Below are 19,944 nucleotides of genomic sequence, written 5' to 3'. Positions count from 1 at the left end.
GAGCGCCTTTTTTTGGCATACTACGCGCTGCATTTTTTCTGTATTTAAGAGACCCCGATGTCCGATAACGCTCAACTTACCGGTCTGTGCGACCGTTTTCGCGGTTTTTACCCTGTCGTCATTGATGTTGAAACGGCCGGGTTTAATGCCAGAACCGATGCGCTGCTTGAAATTGCCGCCATCACGTTGAAAATGGATGAACAGGGCTGGCTGATGCCGGACACTACGCTGCATTTCCATGTCGAACCGTTCGAAGGCGCGAATTTGCAGCCCGAAGCGCTGGCGTTTAACGGCATCGACCCCAGCAACCCGCTGCGTGGCGCGGTGAGTGAATATGACGCCCTGCACGCCATTTTTAAAATGGTGCGGAAAGGAATTAAAGACAGCGGCTGTAACCGCGCGATCATGGTGGCACATAACGCTACGTTCGATCACAGCTTTATGATGGCGGCGGCCGAGCGCGCCTCGCTAAAGCGCAACCCTTTTCATCCGTTTGTCACTTTCGACACTGCCGCCCTCAGCGGACTGGCGCTAGGCCAAACGGTTCTGTCGAAAGCCTGTCTGGCGGCAGGTATGGAGTTTGACGGCACGCAGGCTCATTCGGCGCTTTACGACACGGAACGTACGGCAGTGCTGTTTTGTGAAATCGTCAACCGCTGGAAACGTCTGGGCGGCTGGCCGCTGGCCATGCCCGAGGCTTAACGCCGAACGTAAAAAAGCGACCTTTCGGTCGCTTTTTTAGTGAGTGCCGGATGACCGCGCGTTGGCGCCTTCTCCAGCCTGTCACCTCAATCCCGCAGGCGTCACCTTACTCGGTATCTGATTCTTCAGACTTGTACTTCGCCGCGGTCTCTTTGATCAGTTGCTGCAATTCGCCACGCTGATACATTTCGATCAGGATGTCGCAGCCGCCAACCAGTTCGCCATCAACCCACAACTGCGGGAAGGTTGGCCAGTTAGCATACTTCGGCAGTTCGGCGCGGATATCCGGGTTCTGCAAAATATCGACATAAGCAAAACGCTCACCACAGGCAGAAAGCGCCTGCACAGCCTGGGCAGAGAACCCGCAGCTTGGCAGTTTTGGCGAACCTTTCATATACAGCAGGATTGGGTTTTCAGCGATCTGGCGCTGAATTTTTTCGATAGTGGTGCTCATTGTCTTGCTTCCTTAACTTCTTTTACGGCAGTCGTCTGACATTGTAACGGCTCAGGCCGACATCGGAAAATAACATTTTCATTACGCTTTACTATTTTATCGTCTGAAGCCTTAAGTTGCATTGCAAATCACTGTTCAGGCCGCCCTTTTCACCCAATTGTCTATTGAATAAGCAAATTTACCTTTGGTTGCTGCTTTTTTTGGCACTTATGCGCGGAACACTTTTTTTAACAATAAAAGCTATTAACTTTCTTCAATTCTATAGATTAGAATCATCAGGTTTTGTAAATCACATGCAGGCATGATTGCGCCTGCCTTAACCGAGGAATGCTCAGTGGCGCGGATTAACCGACTCTCCATCACGCTCTGTGCTTTACTGTTTACAACGATTTCCTTTATGTCCGTGGCCCAGGCTTCCCGGCAGGCCAGGACAACGTCTGACATTTCTCACAGCAAGAAAACCGCAGACAAGAAAAAAAACACCGCAACAGCGAAAAAGACCACGAAAAATTCCCAACGCACCGCAAAAAAAACAACCGCTAAAAACGCAGTGAAAACGGCATCGGCCAGCAAAAAACGTGTAACCCCCTCCAGCAAAACCTCCCGAACGACCAGTCGCCGCACAAAATCTGGCGTTTCGAAGACAGCCGTCGTGAGCTGGACGGAAAAATGCACGCCACGAAAAGGCCGCAAGCCACACTGCGTGAAGGTGAAAAGCGCAGCGGCCAGCACCCTTGCGGACGCGCATAAGTTAAAAGTCCAAAAAGCCACCAGTACAGCAATGAATAAACTGATGAGCCAGATTGGTAAACCCTACCGCTGGGGCGGTACATCGCCGCGTACTGGCTTCGACTGTAGCGGTCTGGTCTATTACGCCTATAAGGATTTGGTTAAATTCCGCATACCCCGCACGGCAAACGAGATGTATCACCTGCGTGATGCGGCGCCGATCGAACGGGGTGAGCTGAAAAATGGCGATCTGGTGTTCTTCCGTACCCAGGGTCGCGGCACAGCCGATCACGTTGGCGTCTACGTCGGTAACGGCAAATTTATTCAGTCGCCACGCAGCGGTCAGGAAATCCAAATCACCTCTCTCAGCGAAGACTACTGGCAGCGCCATTATGTCGGCGCCCGCCGGGTGATGACGCCGAAAACCATTCGCTAAAACTTTACCCTGTTGTTACACAACAGGGTAAGTTCTTCTTTTGCCACACCTTTCAATTTGCTACCCTATCCTTACGTACAATAAGGTTATTGTGCGAATCAATATTAATAATAAGGAGAGAAGCAATGTCGTTCGAATTACCTGCATTACCGTATGCCAAAGATGCGCTTGCGCCGCATATTTCCGCTGAAACGCTGGAATACCACTATGGCAAACACCATCAGACCTATGTGACAAACCTGAATAACCTGATCAAAGGCACCGCATTTGAAGGCAAATCGCTGGAAGAGATTGTGCGGAGCTCTGAGGGGGGCGTGTTTAACAACGCCGCTCAGGTCTGGAACCACACCTTCTACTGGAATTGCCTGGCGCCGAATGCCGGTGGGGAACCCACGGGTGAACTGGCTGACGCTATCGCCGCCGCGTTTGGCAGCTTCGCCGACTTCAGGGCCCAGTTTACCGATGCCGCGATCAAGAACTTCGGCTCCGGCTGGACCTGGCTGGTTAAAGACAAAGACGGCAAGCTGGCTATCGTGTCCACGTCTAACGCGGGGACGCCGCTCACCACAGACGCCACGCCGTTAATGACCGTCGACGTATGGGAACACGCCTATTACATTGACTATCGTAACGCGCGTCCGGGTTATCTGGAAAACTTCTGGGCGCTGGTTAACTGGGCGTTTGTGGCGAAAAACTTTGCCGCATAACTGAAAAATGCCCGACAGCACATTCGTGCGTCGGGCATTAAAGAGTTTGCCGTCTTAGCTGGCGACGCACTCTGTCTGCGGCTGTTTTCTGGCGGAAATAAACACCAGCAGTAGCGCCAGCCCCGCCACGATCGCCCCCATAACCGGAACAAAAGCGTAGCCCAGACCGCCGGAAATGACCGCCCCGCCCGCGGCAGCGCCCAGCGCATTACCCAGGTTGAAAGCGCCAATATTCACTGACGAAGAAAGGCCCGGCGCCTCGTGCGCCACACGCATCACCCGCATTTGCAGTGGAGGCACCACCGCGAAGGTCGCCGCTCCCCAGACCACCATAGCGATCGCTGCCCCCAGCGCATTTTGCGCCAGAAAGGGGATCGCCAGCATAATCACCATCAGAAGCAACAGAAAACCTTTCAGGGTGCCATTCACCGAACGGTCAGCCAGTTTTCCGCCAAAATAATTACCGATGGAAAACCCAACGCCAATCAGCACCAGCATACCGGTGACAAACGCTGGCGAGGCATGCGTAATGCTGTGCAATACGGGCGCGATGTAGGTATACAGCGTAAACATCGCCCCAGCCCCCAGAACAGTGGTTAATAACGCCGTCAACACCTGCGGACGCATCAGCACCGCCAGCTCCTTTTTTACCTCCGGACGCGTTCCAGCGCTCCCCTTCGGCAAGGAGAAGAACAAGCTCGCCATCGCGATAACGCCCAGCCCGGCGGTCGCCATAAACGACATTCGCCAGCCGATAGTTTCACCGAGCCAGGTGGCAGCCGGAACACCGCCGATGTTGGCGATTGTCAGTCCCATAAACATTGTTGCCACCGCGCTGGCCTGCTTATGCTTTGGCACCACGCTTGCCGCCACGACGGAGCCCAGCCCAAAAAAGGCGCCGTGGTTCAGACTGGTCAGAACGCGAGAGAGCATCAGGGTGGTGTAATCAGGAGAGATAGCGGAAAGCACATTGCCCACGGTGAAAATGGCCATCAGAAAGATCAGCGCATTGCGACGTCCGCGATGTGAAAGCAGTAGCGTCATTAACGGCGCGCCGACCATCACCCCAATGGCATAAGCGCTGATCAGCATTCCTGCGGCGGGAATCGTCACATCAACGCCGCGAGCGATGACCGGCAATAATCCCATGGGAGAAAATTCAGTGGTGCCGATCCCGAACGCGCCTATGGCCAACGCCAGTAAAGGGTAATTTATTTTCATACGGTAATGACTCCGCCTGTTCGCGCTTAAACGCGGTGGACAAGAAAAGCCAAAAGCATGACATCAATCACAAAAAAAGAGAAGTTAACAAATTTACAAAAGACTTTTGCATTTTTGATAACAATTGGCGAAGGGAATGTGAGGGAGCGACACTCCCTCAGCGGTAAATCAGTGCAGTGCTGCGGTTAAACCACCTGCCACGATCAGAGCCAGAACAATAAACGTGGTCACTAATGAAAATTTCAGATCGGTGCTCATCAACTTTTCTCCTTTTTATTCCCACACAAAAAGTGATATAGCGCATTTTTACACACTTGAAAGCAAAAATCTCCCACGATTTAGGGTGATATCTGTTTTTAACACTTCCCCTTTTCGTTAAGATCAGCCAAAATTCGACGCTTACTTGTTTAGCGTACCGGCCATTGACCCCTTCCTGACGTTCCGTGTCGTTTTCCCGGCGTGCCGCAACCCTGATGTTGCGATCAGGGTGTGTAAAGGCAAACGTTTACTTAGCGTATTTTACTGTTCAGGTTGGGTCTGGAGTGAGATGTAATGGCAACAATTAAAGATGTAGCGAAACGAGCAAACGTTTCCACTACAACCGTATCACACGTTATTAACAAAACGCGTTTTGTTGCAGAAGAAACGCGTAACGCGGTGTGGGCGGCAATCAAAGAATTGCACTATTCCCCCAGCGCCGTCGCCCGAAGCCTGAAGGTCAACCATACCAAGTCCATCGGCCTGTTGGCGACCAGCAGCGAAGCCGCCTACTTTGCCGAAATTATAGAAGCCGTTGAAAAAAACTGTTTCCAGAAGGGTTATACCCTCATCCTCGGCAACGCGTGGAATAACCTGGAAAAACAGCGCGCCTATCTGTCAATGATGGCGCAAAAACGCGTGGATGGCCTGTTGGTCATGTGTTCTGAATATCCGGAACCTCTGCTTTCTATGCTCGAAGAATACCGTCATATTCCCATGGTAGTGATGGACTGGGGCGAAGCCAAAGCCGATTTCACGGACACGGTGATCGATAACGCCTTTGAAGGCGGCTATATGGCAGGCCGATACCTGGTGGAGCGCGGACATCGTGAAATCGGCGTGATTCCCGGTCCGTTGGAGCGGAACACCGGCGCAGGCCGTCTGGCTGGCTTTATGAAAGCGATGGAAGAAGCGCTGATCAACGTGCCGGAAAACTGGATTGTGCAGGGCGATTTTGAGCCGGAGTCCGGCTACCGCGCAATGCAGCAAATCCTGTCGCAGTCACACCGTCCGACAGCGGTATTCTGCGGCGGCGACATCATGGCGATGGGCGCGCTCTGTGCTGCCGATGAAATGGGTCTGCGCGTCCCGCAGGATGTCTCGCTGATCGGTTATGACAACGTGCGAAACGCGCGCTTCTTTACGCCAGCGTTAACCACTATTCATCAGCCGAAGGATTCTCTGGGTGAAACGGCGTTTAATATGCTGTTAGACCGTATCGTCAATAAGCGCGAGGAATCCCAGTCGATCGAAGTCCACCCGCGACTGATTGAACGTCGCTCTGTTGCGGACGGCCCGTTCCGCGACTACCGCCGTTAAGTCGCGCCTGCGGGAGTCTCATCAGGCTCCCGCAGCCACTCTCTGTTCAGTGTTTCACTGTCTCCCAGATACTCCAGCAGCCACGCCAGCGCCGGCGAGGTATCGTTTTGTTGCCAGGTAAGACAGCAGGCGGCATCCGGGAAAGGATTTTCCAGCTCCAGCGCAACCCACTGCCCCGTGTTAAGACGAGGTTTGGCAAAATGCGTCGGCACCATGCCAATACACAATCCAGCACTGATACAGGTTGCGGAAGAGTCCCAGTCCGGCACGACCATACGGCGTTGATTATCCAGTAACCATGTGACGCGTTTGGGCAGGTTTCGGGAGGTATCCTCCAGCACCAGCGACGGCCAGTTTCGCAGCGTGTCGTCGCTCAACGGCCCCATTATGCTCGCCAGCGGATGGGAACGCGCCACCACGCAACTCCAGCTCAACATTCCCATATCGCGAAAGGCATAGCGACCGCCCACCGGAATAGCGCGCGTCGCGCCAATGGCCAACTCCACCCGACCATCGGACAACGCGTCCCAGACGCCGTTGAAAACTTCCTGAAAAACCAGCAGCTCTACATCATCAAAATGACGGTAAAAGTCGACGACCATCTGGCGGGTCCGTTCCGGACGCACGATATTATCCACCGCAACAGGCAACTGCCCGCGCCAGCCATTGGCGATTTGCTGACACTGTTGCCGGGTGTCCTGCATTTTTTTGATAACAGAACGCCCTTCTTTTAAAAACCAGGCCCCGGCGGGCGTCAGCACCACGTCACGGTGGCGGCGTTCAAACAGTGGGACCGCCAACCACTCTTCCAGTTGCCGTACCGTGTAGCTGACCGCAGAAGGCACCCGGTGCAATTCCTGAGCCGCTGAACTGAAGCTGCCGTTACGCGCAACGGCGTCGACGACTTCCAGCGCATATTCTGACCACATAATCTGCCTGCAAAATTTTTGAATGCAATAACCAAATATTACCGTTTCACAAGGAGAAAGACACTCCCTACACTCTGCGCGAAGATTATTCATTAAAATAAGAGAACAACTATGCAAGCAGCGATGCAACCTGGAAAAGGGTTTTTAGTCTGGCTGGCGGGACTGAGCGTACTGGGCTTTCTGGCCACCGACATGTATCTCCCCGCTTTCGCCGCCATTCAATCCGGCCTGCAAACGCCCGCGTCGGCGGTCAGCGCCAGCCTCAGCCTGTTTTTAGCAGGTTTTGCCGTCGCGCAACTGCTGTGGGGACCGCTTTCAGACCGCTATGGACGCAAACCGATCCTGCTGTCAGGTTTAGCCATTTTTGCCCTCGGCAGCCTGGGGATGCTGTGGGTAGAAAGCGCCGCCGCACTGCTGGTTTTACGCTTTGTGCAGGCGGTAGGCGTCTGCGCCGCAACGGTGATCTGGCAGGCGCTGGTAACGGACTATTATCCTTCGCAGAAAATTAACCGCATTTTTGCGACCATAATGCCGTTAGTGGGCCTTTCCCCTGCGCTGGCGCCCTTGCTAGGTAGTTGGATCCTGACCCATTTTTCCTGGCAGGCGATTTTCGCCACCCTGTTCGCGATTACCCTGGTGTTGATGCTGCCCGCTCTGCGTCTGAAACCGACTCAAAACGCCCGTAAGGATGGCCAGGATAAGCTGACGTTCGCGACGCTGCTGCGTACCCGGGCTTATCGTGGCAATGTGCTGATCTACGCGGCCTGCTCTGCCAGCTTCTTTGCCTGGCTCACCGGTTCGCCGTTTATCCTGAGCGAAATGGGCTATAGTCCGGCGGTCATTGGCCTGAGCTATGTGCCGCAGACCATCGCCTTTCTGGTTGGCGGTTATGGGTGTCGCGCAGCGCTGCAAAAATGGCAGGGGCAGCAGCTTCTTCCCTGGCTGCTGGTCCTCTACGCGCTAAGCGTTGTCGCCACCTGGGGCGTGGGTTTTCTGAATCACGTCTCGCTGACGGAAGTGCTGATCCCATTCTGCGTCATGGCGATTGCGAACGGCGCGATCTACCCGATAGTCGTGGCCCAGGCGTTACGTCCGTTTCCCCAGGCGACGGGGCGCGCTGCGGCATTGCAGAATACGCTTCAGTTGGGATTATGCTTCCTGGCAAGTCTGGTGGTTTCGTGGTTAATCAGCACCCCACTTCTCACCACCACCAGCGTTATGCTGGCCACCGTTGTGCTGGCGGCATTGGGTTACAAAATGCAGGCGCAGGCGGGTATTGTGGAACGTCAGCAGGACAATACGGAGATGGCCCACGGCGAATCCCATTGATAACGCTAATATATTTGATTCGTTAGGAAGCTAACAATTTTTGGTTGTATCATCGGTTTTTGAGGCCTATACTAAATTTCGGTTGTTAAAAATACGATAATAATTATGTGTTAACGGGAACCGGAGCGTTCCCGCTTCACCATGGATGGCCTTTTCGGCAAGGGTTTCTCCCTTCCTCTGTTCTACGTCGGATTATAGACTCGCGGAATATTTCCGTGAGATTTCTCACAAAGCCAAAAAGCGTCTACGCTGTTTTAAGGTTCTGATCACCGACCAGTGATGGAGAAGCTATGAGTTCATCGTGTATAGAAGAAGTTAACGTACCGGATGACGACTGGTACCGTATCACCAACGAATTATTAAGCCGCGCAGGCATAGCCATCAACGGTCCAGCCCCCGCTGATATCCGCGTCAATAACCCCCGTTTTTTTAAACGCGTATTACAGCAGGGCTCGCTCGGTTTGGGCGAAAGCTATATGGATGGCTGGTGGGAATGCGATCGTCTGGACATGTTTTTTAGCAAAGTCCTTCGCGCCGGACTGGAAAATCAACTCCCCCATCATTTCAAAGATACTCTCCGCATCGCTGGCGCTCGCCTGTTTAATTTACAAAGCAAAAAACGCGCCTGGATTGTCGGCAAAGAGCACTACGATCTGGGTAATGATCTGTTTAGTCGAATGCTCGATCCGTATATGCAATATTCCTGCGGATACTGGAAAGAGGCCGGAACGCTTGAGGCGGCGCAACAAGCCAAACTCCAACTGATTTGTGAAAAGCTGCAATTACGTCCCGGCATGCGCGTGCTGGATATCGGCTGCGGTTGGGGCGGTCTGGCGCAATATATGGCGACCCACTTCGGCGTCAGCGTGGTCGGCGTGACGATTTCCGCTGAGCAGCAAAAAATGGCGCAGGCGCGCTGTACCGGACTCGATGTCACCATCCTGCTTGAGGACTATCGTGATTTACGCGATCAGTTTGACCGCATTGTCTCGGTTGGGATGTTTGAACACGTCGGCCCGAAAAATTACAACACCTATTTCGAGGTGGTGGATCGGAATTTAAAACCGGACGGCATTTTTCTGCTGCATACCATCGGTTCGAAAAAAACCGACAATAACGTCGACCCGTGGATCAATAAGTATATTTTCCCGAACGGTTGTCTGCCTTCGGTTCGCCAGATCGCGAACGCCAGTGAGTCGCGCTTTGTGATGGAAGACTGGCATAACTTTGGCGCGGACTATGACACAACCCTCATGGCATGGTATGAGCGATTCCTCGCGGCATGGCCTGATATTGCCGATAACTACAGCGAGCGCTTCAAACGGATGTTCAGCTATTATCTGAATGCCTGTGCGGGCGCGTTCCGCGCGCGGGATATTCAGCTGTGGCAGGTCGTGTTCTCACGCGGCGTAGAAAACGGTTTGCGGGTGGCCCGTTAAGTACCAAGCCCCTGTTCTGATACAGGGGCTTTACGGGTTACGCTTCGCTTGTCGACCGGACTGTCGCCGCTTCCCGCGCCGCCAGTACCCGTTCTACCGTATCAACCACCGCCTGGGTTTGCGGGTCAATTTCGATATTCACCCGCGCGCCCAACTTTTTCTTGCCAAGCGTTGTGCGCTCAATCGTTTCCGGAATCAGGTGAACGCAAAAGCGCGTCGCGGTCACTTCGCCTACCGTCAGACTGATCCCGTCAATGCCAATAAATCCTTTGTAGAGGATATATTTCATTAAGGTCGGATCCTGAACTTTAAACCAAATCTGGCGATTATTTTCTGAGGTCAAAATCTTAGAAACCTCTGCCGTGGTCATGATATGACCCGACATCAAATGACCGCCAATTTCATCGCTGAATTTCGCCGCACGTTCAACGTTTACCCGATCCCCCGCTTTCAGCTCGCCAAGATTGGTAATACGCAACGTCTCTTTCATCAGATCAAAACTGATGTGGCTGCCGTTAATGTCGGTCACGGTCAGACAACAGCCGTTATGCGCGACCGACGCGCCCGTCTCCAGCCCGTCCAGCATGTATTCAGGTAATTCCACGACATGGGTGCGAAAGTTTGGTTTTTCATCAACAGACACCACTCTGGCGGTGCCTTGCACAATACCCGTAAACATAACTGCAACTCCCAAATTCAGTTCAACCATTTCTGCCTGCCACAATAGCAGTTGGAAAATCAGGTTGCCAGCGAAGCGCCCCCCGCGCCTGTTTTTTCACTGGAGAAATATCCATTCCTCGCTACAATAGACTGAAATTTCCCCGCATCTTCTTCTTGCTGCCCTTGCTGGCGACTTTTTTAGTCTCTCTTATAACAACAAAATATAGGTGTTCACGTGCAGAAGTATATTAGCGAAGCGCGTCAGTTATTGGCTCTGGCAATACCGGTGATTCTTGCGCAAATCGCCCAAACCGCAATGGGTTTTGTGGATACCGTCATGGCGGGAGGCTACAGCGCTACCGACATGGCGGCAGTGGCGATTGGTACCTCCATCTGGTTGCCGGCCATTTTATTTGGCCATGGACTGCTGCTGGCGCTAACGCCGGTTATCGCGCAGCTTAACGGCTCAGGCCGACGCGAGCGCATCGCCCATCAGGTCCGTCAGGGTTTCTGGCTGGCAGGCTTTGTCTCGGTTGCCATTATGATTGTGCTGTGGAACGCCGGATACATTATCCGCGCCATGCATAACATCGATCCTGCGCTGGCGGATAAAGCCGTCGGCTATCTCCGCGCGCTGCTGTGGGGCGCACCGGGGTATCTGTTCTTTCAGGTGGCGCGTAACCAGTGCGAAGGTCTGGCAAAAACCAAACCGGGGATGGTGATGGGTTTTATCGGCCTGCTGGTCAACATTCCGGTGAACTATGTGTTTATTTATGGCCATTTCGGGATGCCCGAACTGGGCGGCGTCGGTTGTGGCGTGGCGACAGCGGCCGTTTATTGGGTGATGTTTGTCGCCATGATTTCGTGGGTTAAACACGCTCGCTCCATGCGTGACATTCGGAACGCCGAACGCTTCAGTAAACCCGATGGCGTAGTGATGAAACGCCTGGTACAACTGGGATTGCCCATCGCGTTGGCCTTATTTTTCGAAGTGACGTTGTTTGCGGTCGTGGCGCTGCTGGTGTCCCCCCTGGGCATTGTCGACGTGGCAGGCCATCAGATTGCGCTCAACTTCAGTTCGCTGATGTTCGTGCTACCGATGTCGCTTGCGGCAGCGGTTACCATTCGTGTGGGCTATCGTCTGGGGCAAGGTTCGACACTGGATGCGCAAACCGCAGCGCGTACCGGGATCGGTGTGGGCGTTTGCATGGCCTGCATCACCGCCATTTTCACCGTATCGCTGCGTGAGCAGATCGCCCTGCTGTATAACGATAATCCTGAGGTGGTGACACTGGCTGCCCAACTGATGCTGCTGGCGGCAATCTACCAGATTTCTGACTCTATTCAGGTGATCGGCAGCGGCATCCTGCGTGGTTACAAAGACACGCGTTCGATTTTTTATATCACGTTTGTCGCTTACTGGGTTCTGGGTCTACCCAGCGGTTACATCCTTGCGCTGACCGATCTGGTGGTGGACCGTATGGGTCCTGCGGGATTCTGGATGGGCTTTATTATCGGTCTGACGTCAGCCGCCATTATGATGATGTTGCGTATGCGCTTCCTGCAGCGTCAGCCCTCGACGGTTATTCTTCAGCGCGCTGCGCGTTAAATCTGCAATAGCCGCCTTCTGGCGGCTATTCTCTCGTCACTTTGCGCACTTCCTCCGCAATCGAGCGAAAACCGAAAGAAAATAACCCTTTCCCTCTTGCCTCATTCCATCTCTGCCGCTAATATTCGTCCCCGTTGTCACCTACAACGTTGCGTTCATAGCTCAGTTGGTTAGAGCACCACCTTGACATGGTGGGGGTCGTTGGTTCGAGTCCAATTGAACGCACCATCTTTCTGTACAGTGCGTCCGTAGCTCAGTTGGTTAGAGCACCACCTTGACATGGTGGGGGTCGGTGGTTCGAGTCCACTCGGACGCACCATTCAGCTATCTCTCTGTTATTCCCGTTACTTTCTCTCTTTTTCTTTCTTTACGCTCACTCTGTTTTTCTCCTCACGCTTCCGTGTCGCGTTAGCATCAGACCGCATTGATGAAAAACGCCCGACATGCGCCGGGCGTAAAACAACGTCAGTTAACGATTACGGCTTATGTTCAAGCACCGGGTTCGCGTTTATGGCAATACGCTGAGGTTTCTCCTCTTCCGGTATATCCTGTAGCAACGCGATTGTCAGCAAACCGTTTTCCAGCGACGCGCCGGTGACGTTGACATGCTCCGGCAGACTGTAGCTGGCGCGGAAGTCGCTGCGGCTGATCCCCCGGTGGATCCATCCTTCTTCGCCGCGTTCTGTTTTCTCCTCCTCACGTTTACCGCTGATATTCAGCTGACCGCCGACGGTTTCAATTTCCAGCTCGCTCTCTTTCCAGCCCGGCACGCTGAGGGTGAGCTCATAGCGGTTATCCTCCAGCCGCCGGATATTGTACGAAGGCGTGGAGGGCAACGGCGTGCTGCCGGTTAGTTGGCTGAAAAGGCGATCGATGCGGTTAAAGCGGTCCGCAAACAGAGAGTCGGAGAGATCGTGTAATACGGGAAACGTTCTGAGCGTCATCATGTACCTCCTGAACAGTAAAGAAAATATTCAAAAAGTTCATGTCTTACGGGCAGGTGTTGTTTACCCTCACCCGTTTTTCATATATGTCCGTAGCGTCGATTTTCAATACGTCAAAGCGGAATTTTGCGATCTCCATCACGCTACCGGTTTCTTACTCGCCACTTCGCTGAAAAGCAGACTCTCCGTCGAATAAACCGTCAGATTTACTGGAATATCCGTTTTGGCGGATCACGCAAGTAACGGACGTGAGATCATCTCCAGCCCCAGCACTGTCAGAAACAGCAAGAAACATAGCCTGAACAGCCGCAGGCCGATCCGTGCCCGAATTTTTTGTCCCAGCCACATCCCAAGGAGAGCGGGGATAATCGCCATCCCCGACAGGGACAGTTGCCTGACATGAAAAGCATCATGCAGATACAGTCCTGCAGCTAGCGCAATCGTCGAGACGGTAAACGAGAGGCCCAACGCCTGAACCAACTCATCACGCCCGAAACGCAGCGACTGAAGCCATGGCACGGCGGGCATGACAAAGACACCGGTGGCGCCGGTGACAAAGCCAGTGACCAGTCCCATGACAGGCGACAACCGACGTTCTAACCGCGCTGAGACATGCATTTCAGGACGGCATAGCGCATAGCTGGCGTAAATGATAAGCGCGACGCCCAGGCCAACGCCTGCCCACAGCGCCGGGATACTTACCAGCAGAAACGACCCCACAACCGTGCCGATGACGATAAACATCATCATCAGCCAGAGACGCCGGAATACCTCTTGTAAGGTAGGCCCCGAAAACAATTGCCAGAGATTCGTCACCAGCGAAGGGATAACCAGAAGCGCCGCCGCTTCAGCCAGCGGCATAACCGTACCTAGCAGACCCATCGCCACCGTCGGCAACCCCATGCCAGTCACACCTTTGACCCAGCCTGCGGCAATAAATATCAGGAAACAATACAAATAAAGGGGTTCATTCATCTTGCTGGCCCACATTGTTGAACAGAGCGGCATTGGAACATCTGGCCGGAGCCGCCACAATGCGGTATTTTCCTCGGCAACTACGGAAAAACCGAAGGCGGAAATAAATGCGTTTTGATCTGGCCGACCTGCAATTGTTTATCTGTATCGTGGATGCTGGCAGCATCACCGGCGGAGCCTCTGCAGCCAACCTGGCACTGGCGTCCGCCAGCGAACGACTCCGAAAAATGGAAGGAGACTCTGGAATGCCCTTGTTGCTGCGTCATCCGCGCGGGATCTCATTAACGACAGCAGGAGAGGCAGTGGAACGCCATGCCCGCATCATCCTTGAGCAACATCGGCGGTTGCGCGAGGAAATGGTCGCCCTTGCCGCGGGTCATCAGGAGACGCTTCGGCTTTATGCTAACAGCTCAGCGCTGACCACATTTCTGCCGGGTAAACTCGCCGCCTGGCTGGCCTCCCATCCGGGGATACATATCGAAACCGAAGAACGCGCCAGCACCGATATTGTCAGCAGCTTACTGTCAGGTGAGGCAGATGTCGGCATTGTTTCAGACGCCGTGGCCGCCGGCATGCTCAAACGGGAGCCCGTCGCGGAGGATCCGCTCGTGCTGATCGTCCCGCTAACGCATCCGCTTGCGGGTAAGGAGGCGCTTTTTTTCGTGGATATTATTGCGGCGCCAATGGTGGCGCTTTATTCCACTCGTGCCCTGCAACGCCATATTGAACAAAACGCAGCACATGCTGGCCTGGCGCTTAATATCCGCATTCGGTTGAATCACTATGAGGGATTATGCGAGATGGTGGCACACGGCACCGGCGTGGCGATTCTTCCCGCCGTCATCGCCGCGCGTTATCAGAGCCGCTATCCTTTTGCGATCGTTGCGCTACGTGATGGCTGGGCGTTGCGCAGGCTGTGTCTGTGCTACCGAAACGACGTCGTCTTTAGCCCCGCCATACGATCCTTATTCGACTGTCTGAGACAGCACTAACGGCAGTTTCATAACAGCCGCCGCGTCCTGCTTCCCCCGCGGGCGGTGTTCAGCAGGCTTACCATCTTTCAGTAAATTCTGTTAACAGGCGAATTGCCCGGGGATCCGTGCCACCCGGTCTATGCTGTCTATACTTTACCGTTAACGTTTTGTTATGGGAGGTAAGATGGAGTATCTGGCACGGCTTAACGTCGTTACTGTACTAATGTCAGCGACATTCTGGATCAATCTTGGCATCGTTTTCGTTGTCACCTTAATCACCTACTGGCTCATCAACTGGCTGCTGAATTTCATTTACAGAACCATTGAGCGTCGCGATCACAAGGAGATTAAGCATCCGGGATTACGGGTGATCGTGTTTGACATGTTAAAGCGAACCAGCAAATTGCTGATTTTCTTTGCCGCATTCCTGTTCAGTTTGCGCTTCGTCACCCTCCCCGATCGGCTGTTTGCAAGCCTGAGCCACGCATGGTTTCTCGTGATTGCCATTCAAATCGCCATCTGGCTGGATCAGGGGGTACAGTCGTGGATGCGCCATCTGCTACACGCGCCCGGTACGCATAAAAATCCGGTCACCCTGGTTATTCTTGGGATGATTCTGCGCGTGGTTGTCTGGTCCATGATGCTGCTGTCGATTCTGGCAAACGCTGGGGTGGATATTACCGCGCTGGTAGCAAGTCTCGGGGTTGGCGGTATCGCCATCGCGCTGGCGGTGCAGACCGTTCTCAGCGACGTCTTCGCCTCGCTATCGATTGGTTTTGATAAGCCTTTCGAGATTGGCGACTTCGTGGTGTTCAATGACGTCGCAGGGACAATTGAGCATATTGGTCTGAAAACAACGCGTATCCGCAGCCTCAGCGGCGAGCAGATTGTTTGCGCCAACGCGCAACTGCTGCAGCAAACCATTCATAACTACAAGCGCATGCAAACGCGCCGCATTGTTTTTACCTTTGGCGTCGCCACCTCCACGCCGCCTGAAAAGCTGCGCCTGATTGGCGATACGGTTAAAAAAATCATTGAAGATGTCGGCGAAACGAAATTCGACCGCGCGCATTTTCTCGCCTTTAATCAGGATCGCCTGACCTTTGAAGTCGTGCATATTGTAAACACAGCCGACTACAACAAATATATGGATATACAGCAGGAGATTAATATTCGTATTATTGAAGCGCTGAATGAGCTAGAGGTGGAGCTGGCGTTGCCAAGTCTGGTGGTACGATCGCCGGTACAGGTCGCAGGCTCGGACAATCCTCTTCACGTTGAGCATTTGCAGGCTGAGAAATAGCGTTATGATGGTCTTTTCAAAAGGAGAGTACGATGGCCAAATTATTACAGCTTCACTTTGCGTTTAACGGCCCGTTCGGGCAGGAAATGACGGAACAACTGCGCGGACTGGCCGAATCCATTAACCAGGAACCCGGCTTTATCTGGAAAGTATGGACTGAAAGTGAACAAAATAAAGAGGCTGGCGGCATCTACCTTTTTGAAAGCGAAGAGACCGCCCTCGCGTATCTGGAAAAGCATAGCGCGCGTTTAAAGAATCTTGGTGTCAATGAAGTCATCGCCAAAGTCTTTGATGTTAACGTGCCGCTAAGCCAGTTAAACCACAGCTACGTGGCGTAAATGACGCATCAAGAGGGGGCTATGCCCCCTTTCTTCTCTTTCCTGTGCATTTTCCTTTCCGTCCTTTAAACCTCGCATCAGATAGACAGACAGCCAACCAGGCACTACATGTTAAGTCATGTCTGTCGCCACTGGCGCGTTTTGCGGATGAGAGGTGTGTATGTCTGTTGTGGTTATTACCGGAGGTAGCGCCGGAGCAGGAAAAGCAATCTCTGTGCGTTTCGCACAGGCTGGATATGACGTTGCGGTGATAGCCAGAGATGACGAAGGTCTTCAGGAAACCTGTGAGGAGTGCGAAAAATATGGCGTGAAAACGCTGGGTATTAGCGTCGATGTCTCCAAAGCCAATGCCACTCACGACGCAGCGGAAATGATTGAAAGTCGGCTGGGCGCCATTGATGTGTGGGTTAACAGCGCCATGACAACGGTACTGTCACCGTTTCGGGAAATCACCCCCGCAGAGTTTCAGCGCGTCACCGAAGTGACCTATCTGGGCTTCGTTAATGGTACCCGCGCGGCGCTGGCGATGATGGCGCCGCGAGACAGAGGCATTATCATCCAGGTCGGTTCCGCGTTAGCCTACCGCTCGATTCCCCTTCAGTCTGCTTACTGTGGCGCCAAAGCGGCCATCCGCGGCTTTACTGACGCCGTACGCACCGAACTGATGCATGAGCACAGCAAGGTGCATATCACGATGGTACAAATGCCGGGAATGAATACCCCGCAGTTTGGCTGGTCGCGCAACAAAATGGACGCCGCGATGCAACCTGTGCCACCGGTGTACCAGCCCGAAGTCGCCGCAGAAGCGGTATTTAGCGTGGTGAAACGTCCGGTTCGCGAACTGTGGGTTGGGAAAAGTACCGTACAGTCAATCGTCGGCCAGTTTTTCTTTCCCCGCTGGCTCGACCGGCTGATGGTAAAGAAAGCCTGGGAAGGCCAGCTTACCGATGATCCCAGTCCCCATGACAGTGCGGACATTCTCTACACGCCCCGACGGGGTAATCATCCCACTCACGGTGAATTCAGCGAAGGCGCAAAAACACGCGCGTTCACCCTGTCATCTGACTTCCCCGGTAAGCTCGCCGCAGGCGCCGCGCTGACCACCCTTGCGCTGGTGATCGGGCTGATAGCGCGGCGTAAAAAACGCTAATCGCGCCGACGGGAAAACCAGCGGTAGCCGTAGCCGTTCAGGAGGAGCGGCACGGCCTTCCCGCCCCGAAGCGTATCGTCATACCCCTTGTCTGCCAGGCAGGCTTCCCAGTAGCCGTCCGCAATGTTTTTTAGCGCTGCCTTAACCGGCTTTTCACTGAAATTGGCCAGCGCCAGAACATCACGCTGCTCGCCATGGTAAAGAATGGCGAACACGGCCTCCTGTTTGAGCGGAATAATCTTCCACGGCGCCTGACAAATTTCATGCAGTTCCGCCCGAATATTCACCATATGACGCACCCGGTGCAACAAAGAATGGCGGCTTAGCTGCGACCGCTCTACGTTGACTTTTTTATAGCGCCACGGGCCGGACGAAATCGGTTGTCTGAATAAGCGCGACGTATCCGCAGTGGAAAATCCGCCATTTTTATCTGCCGACCACTGCATCGGCGTTCTGACCGAATAGCGCTCTTTCAGGCTAAGATCGTCACCCATTCCGATTTCATCACCGTAGCGAATCACCGGTACACCAGGCAGCGACAACAGCACCGCGTGACAAAACGCCAGCCGTTCGATATTCCCTGACAGCATCGGCGCCAGCCGTCTGCGTAACCCTCGCTGGTAAACATACATATCCTCGTCAGGGGCAAACGCGTCCAGCACCTTTTGCTTATTTACCTCGCCGATCCCCTCGAGATCCAGCTCATCGTGATTTCGCAGCCAGTTTGCAAAGCAGCAGCCATCCGGTGGCACAATCATCTTACTGAGCGCCCCGGCAAGCGGCAGTGCTTTTTTCTCCGCCAGGCTGACATAAAAATATTTATTCACCCAAAAGTTCAGCGCAATATGCAGCCGATCGTTTTTGCCGAAGTAGTTGCGATACTCCTGCGGGGCAACATCAACTTCGCCCAGCAGGATCGCTTCCGGATTCACGCTTTCTATCAGCCCGCGCAACTGCTCAAGGATCCAGTACCCCTTTTTGTCGTTACCGCCTCCGGCCTGTTTGGTTAAGTGAGAGGCCGCGTCGAGGCGAAAACCAGACACGCCAATCTTCAGCCAGAAGCGCACGATATTTTCGATTTCGTGGATAACCGCCTTTGAGGTGAGATTGAGATCGGGCTCATGACGATAGAACATATGCCGGTAGAATTGTTGAGCCTGTTCATCCCAGCGCCAGACGGATTCCTCCACCCCTGGAAACATGGGCGGATCGTCTTTTTCCGGGGGGGTATCGGCCCACAAGTAAAAGTCCCGATAGAACGAATCGGGACTGCGTCTGGCCTCCTGAAACCACATGTGTTCAGAAGAGGTATGCTGAATCACCAGTTCGATGATCACATGCAGGCCCAGCGCCCGGGCCTGTTCGATAAACTCAATCACATCAGCAATCACCCCAAAACGAGGATCCGGTTGCAGATGGTCTGCGATATCGTAGCCTTCATCGCGAAACGGCGTAAGGTAAAACGGCGTGATCCAGATGGCTGTCGCGCCAAGACTGCGGATGTAATGCAGCTTTTCAGCGATCCCGGCAATATCGCCGAAGCCATCGCCATTCGCATCATAAAAGAGTGAAGTATCGACTTGATAGATCACCGCCTGGCTGTACCACTTCTGTTTTTTCTTCATAAGCTCGCTCCCAACGCGTGCTGGCAATGTTGCAAAAACGTCTGGTGTTATTGCAGACAGGAGAGATATTTCTCCGCCGAGCGCAGCACAATCTCATGCGCATGAGCCGTAATGTCCTGACCTTCAAACGCGCCGTACAGCTGTTCAAATGAAACATCTTGCAGTCGCCGGGCAATCGCCGCGACACAAGCTGCGGACAGCGGCAGCATGTTGGGGTAGCTCCACATAAAGGAGACGGCGTTCGCGCCGGGTGTGACCTGAAGAATATCGCCTGCAAGGATCGTTCCGGCGCCCTCCCGCCAGTGCAGGACGGTGCCGCCTGCAAAATGGCCGCCGAGCCGCAGCAGCGTCACGGACGGCAGCACGTCGAGAGTGTCGCCTTCCCATCGCTGTATAAACGGGCTGTCGCGCATGATCCAACGCCGATCGTCGGCATGAAGATAAACCGGGGCGTTAAACTCTGCCGCCCAGTCCTGCATGGTGGTGTAGTAATGCGGATGCGAAATGGCGATGGCGCGCAGACCGCCCAGGGCGGCAATCAACGTCCGGGTCGCCGGATCGAGATTGGCGATACAATCCCAAAGGATATTCCCCGCGGGCGTTCTGAGCAGAAACGCCCGCTGGTTTATCGCAAATGAGGGAACCGTTTTGAGGGTAAAAAGCGACGGTGTGACCTGACGCCATTTGTTGGCGTGGCTGGACACCAGCGCGTCAAAATCCGTCCACTCCTGCCCTGATACCGGCACATACTGCCGTTCATCATCACAAACAGGACAGCGCGCTACGTTACGCTGGCTGTCGTCATACGATGTGCCGCAGGCTTTACACAGTATAATCATCTT

Annotated in this window: 20 protein-coding genes and 2 tRNA genes; 13 read left to right on the top strand and 9 right to left on the bottom strand. The window is 53.8% G+C overall.

Going from position 1 to position 19,944, the window contains the following annotated elements:
- Positions 1-57: 57 nt before the first annotated feature.
- Positions 58-702, top strand: coding sequence for a ribonuclease T (rnt, locus tag APU02_RS07660; protein WP_042282769.1), 645 nt, complete (start codon positions 58-60; stop codon positions 700-702).
- A gap of 106 nt (positions 703-808) precedes the next feature.
- Here rnt and grxD read toward each other — a convergent pair whose 3' ends face one another.
- Positions 809-1,156: a monothiol glutaredoxin 4 gene (gene grxD, locus APU02_RS07655; RefSeq protein WP_042282768.1), complete on the bottom strand. Its 348-nt coding sequence runs from the start codon at positions 1,154-1,156 to the stop codon at positions 809-811.
- Positions 1,157-1,490: 334 nt separating this feature from the next.
- Here grxD and APU02_RS07650 point away from each other — a divergent pair, with 334 nt between their 5' ends.
- A complete protein-coding gene (locus tag APU02_RS07650) occupies positions 1,491-2,321 on the top strand; it encodes a C40 family peptidase (protein WP_060569698.1) in 831 nt (276 codons plus the stop codon).
- A 125-nt stretch (positions 2,322-2,446) separates the two neighbouring features.
- Entirely contained in the window at positions 2,447-3,028 is a 582-nt protein-coding gene (gene sodB, locus APU02_RS07645) for a superoxide dismutase [Fe] (RefSeq protein ID WP_060569697.1), read from the top strand.
- A gap of 54 nt (positions 3,029-3,082) precedes the next feature.
- Here the strand turns inward: sodB and APU02_RS07640 are convergent, their stop codons facing one another.
- On the bottom strand, positions 3,083-4,249 hold the full coding sequence (locus tag APU02_RS07640; protein ID WP_042282763.1) for an MFS transporter: 1,167 nt from the start codon (positions 4,247-4,249) through the stop codon (positions 3,083-3,085).
- 168 nt (positions 4,250-4,417) lie between these two features.
- Positions 4,418-4,507, bottom strand: a complete 90-nt coding sequence (locus APU02_RS26130; RefSeq protein WP_086512609.1) for a YnhF family membrane protein — start codon at positions 4,505-4,507, stop codon at positions 4,418-4,420.
- Between the two features lie 294 nt (positions 4,508-4,801).
- Between APU02_RS26130 and purR the strand changes: the two genes are divergently transcribed.
- Positions 4,802-5,827, top strand: coding sequence for an HTH-type transcriptional repressor PurR (purR, locus tag APU02_RS07635; protein ID WP_042282761.1), 1,026 nt, complete (start codon positions 4,802-4,804; stop codon positions 5,825-5,827).
- Here the strand turns inward: purR and punR are convergent.
- Positions 5,824-6,756, bottom strand: coding sequence for a DNA-binding transcriptional activator PunR (gene punR, locus APU02_RS07630; RefSeq protein WP_042282759.1), 933 nt, complete (start codon positions 6,754-6,756; stop codon positions 5,824-5,826). The two genes, purR and punR, sit on opposite strands and share 4 nt — an antisense overlap.
- A gap of 123 nt (positions 6,757-6,879) precedes the next feature.
- On the opposite strand from punR, the gene punC reads away from it, so the two are divergent.
- Together punC and cfa are read left to right on the top strand one after the other, a co-directional pair.
- Complete coding sequence (gene punC / locus APU02_RS07625) at positions 6,880-8,085, top strand: purine nucleoside transporter PunC (protein WP_060569803.1); 1,206 nt, start codon at positions 6,880-6,882, stop codon at positions 8,083-8,085.
- Positions 8,086-8,375: 290 nt separating this feature from the next.
- Positions 8,376-9,524 carry a cyclopropane fatty acyl phospholipid synthase gene (gene cfa / locus APU02_RS07620; RefSeq protein ID WP_060569696.1) on the top strand — a complete coding sequence of 383 codons (1,149 nt, stop codon included), beginning with the start codon at positions 8,376-8,378 and terminating at the stop codon, positions 9,522-9,524.
- Between the two features lie 37 nt (positions 9,525-9,561).
- On the opposite strand, the gene APU02_RS07615 is transcribed toward cfa, so the two are convergent.
- A complete protein-coding gene (locus APU02_RS07615; protein WP_042284678.1) occupies positions 9,562-10,203 on the bottom strand; it encodes a riboflavin synthase in 642 nt (213 codons plus the stop codon).
- A 216-nt stretch (positions 10,204-10,419) separates the two neighbouring features.
- Between APU02_RS07615 and mdtK the strand changes: the two genes are divergently transcribed.
- The 3 genes from mdtK to APU02_RS07600 all read left to right on the top strand — a co-directional run bounded on the left by mdtK (position 10,420) and on the right by APU02_RS07600 (position 12,112).
- Positions 10,420-11,793 (top strand): MdtK family multidrug efflux MATE transporter, encoded by a 1,374-nt coding sequence (gene mdtK, locus APU02_RS07610; protein WP_042282755.1) that lies wholly within the window; start codon positions 10,420-10,422, stop codon positions 11,791-11,793.
- 151 nt (positions 11,794-11,944) lie between these two features.
- A tRNA-Val gene (locus tag APU02_RS07605) sits at positions 11,945-12,021 on the top strand.
- A 14-nt stretch (positions 12,022-12,035) separates the two neighbouring features.
- A tRNA-Val gene (locus APU02_RS07600) sits at positions 12,036-12,112 on the top strand.
- A gap of 157 nt (positions 12,113-12,269) precedes the next feature.
- Here the strand turns inward: APU02_RS07600 and APU02_RS07595 are convergent.
- The gene (locus tag APU02_RS07595; protein WP_082636794.1) at positions 12,270-12,740 is read right to left on the bottom strand and encodes an Hsp20 family protein; all 471 of its coding nucleotides are present in this window, start codon (positions 12,738-12,740) and stop codon (positions 12,270-12,272) included.
- Positions 12,741-12,968: 228 nt separating this feature from the next.
- Positions 12,969-13,712: a sulfite exporter TauE/SafE family protein gene (locus tag APU02_RS07590; protein ID WP_060569802.1), complete on the bottom strand. Its 744-nt coding sequence runs from the start codon at positions 13,710-13,712 to the stop codon at positions 12,969-12,971.
- A gap of 107 nt (positions 13,713-13,819) precedes the next feature.
- On the opposite strand from APU02_RS07590, the gene APU02_RS07585 reads away from it, so the two are divergent.
- From APU02_RS07585 to APU02_RS07570, 4 genes are all read left to right on the top strand, one after another.
- Positions 13,820-14,704: a LysR substrate-binding domain-containing protein gene (locus APU02_RS07585; protein ID WP_060569694.1), complete on the top strand. Its 885-nt coding sequence runs from the start codon at positions 13,820-13,822 to the stop codon at positions 14,702-14,704.
- Between the two features lie 166 nt (positions 14,705-14,870).
- Positions 14,871-15,989 carry a mechanosensitive ion channel family protein gene (locus APU02_RS07580; protein ID WP_060569693.1) on the top strand — a complete coding sequence of 373 codons (1,119 nt, stop codon included), beginning with the start codon at positions 14,871-14,873 and terminating at the stop codon, positions 15,987-15,989.
- Positions 15,990-16,021: 32 nt separating this feature from the next.
- Positions 16,022-16,327: a monooxygenase gene (locus APU02_RS07575; RefSeq protein ID WP_060569692.1), complete on the top strand. Its 306-nt coding sequence runs from the start codon at positions 16,022-16,024 to the stop codon at positions 16,325-16,327.
- A 160-nt stretch (positions 16,328-16,487) separates the two neighbouring features.
- On the top strand, positions 16,488-17,477 hold the full coding sequence (locus tag APU02_RS07570; RefSeq protein ID WP_042282747.1) for an SDR family oxidoreductase: 990 nt from the start codon (positions 16,488-16,490) through the stop codon (positions 17,475-17,477).
- On the opposite strand, the gene APU02_RS07565 is transcribed toward APU02_RS07570, so the two are convergent.
- Positions 17,474-19,102 (bottom strand): alpha-amylase family protein, encoded by a 1,629-nt coding sequence (locus APU02_RS07565; RefSeq protein WP_060569691.1) that lies wholly within the window; start codon positions 19,100-19,102, stop codon positions 17,474-17,476. The two genes, APU02_RS07570 and APU02_RS07565, sit on opposite strands and share 4 nt — an antisense overlap.
- Positions 19,103-19,149: 47 nt before the next feature.
- Positions 19,150-19,941 (bottom strand): MBL fold metallo-hydrolase, encoded by a 792-nt coding sequence (locus tag APU02_RS07560; protein WP_042282742.1) that lies wholly within the window; start codon positions 19,939-19,941, stop codon positions 19,150-19,152.
- Positions 19,942-19,944: the final 3 nt, after the last annotated feature.

The organism is Citrobacter sp. 50677481 (genome assembly GCF_001463265.1).
Lineage (GTDB): Bacteria > Pseudomonadota > Gammaproteobacteria > Enterobacterales > Enterobacteriaceae > Citrobacter_A > Citrobacter_A sedlakii.
Note: the sequence above shows the minus strand (reverse complement) of the source record. Positions and strands in the feature narration are given on the sequence as shown.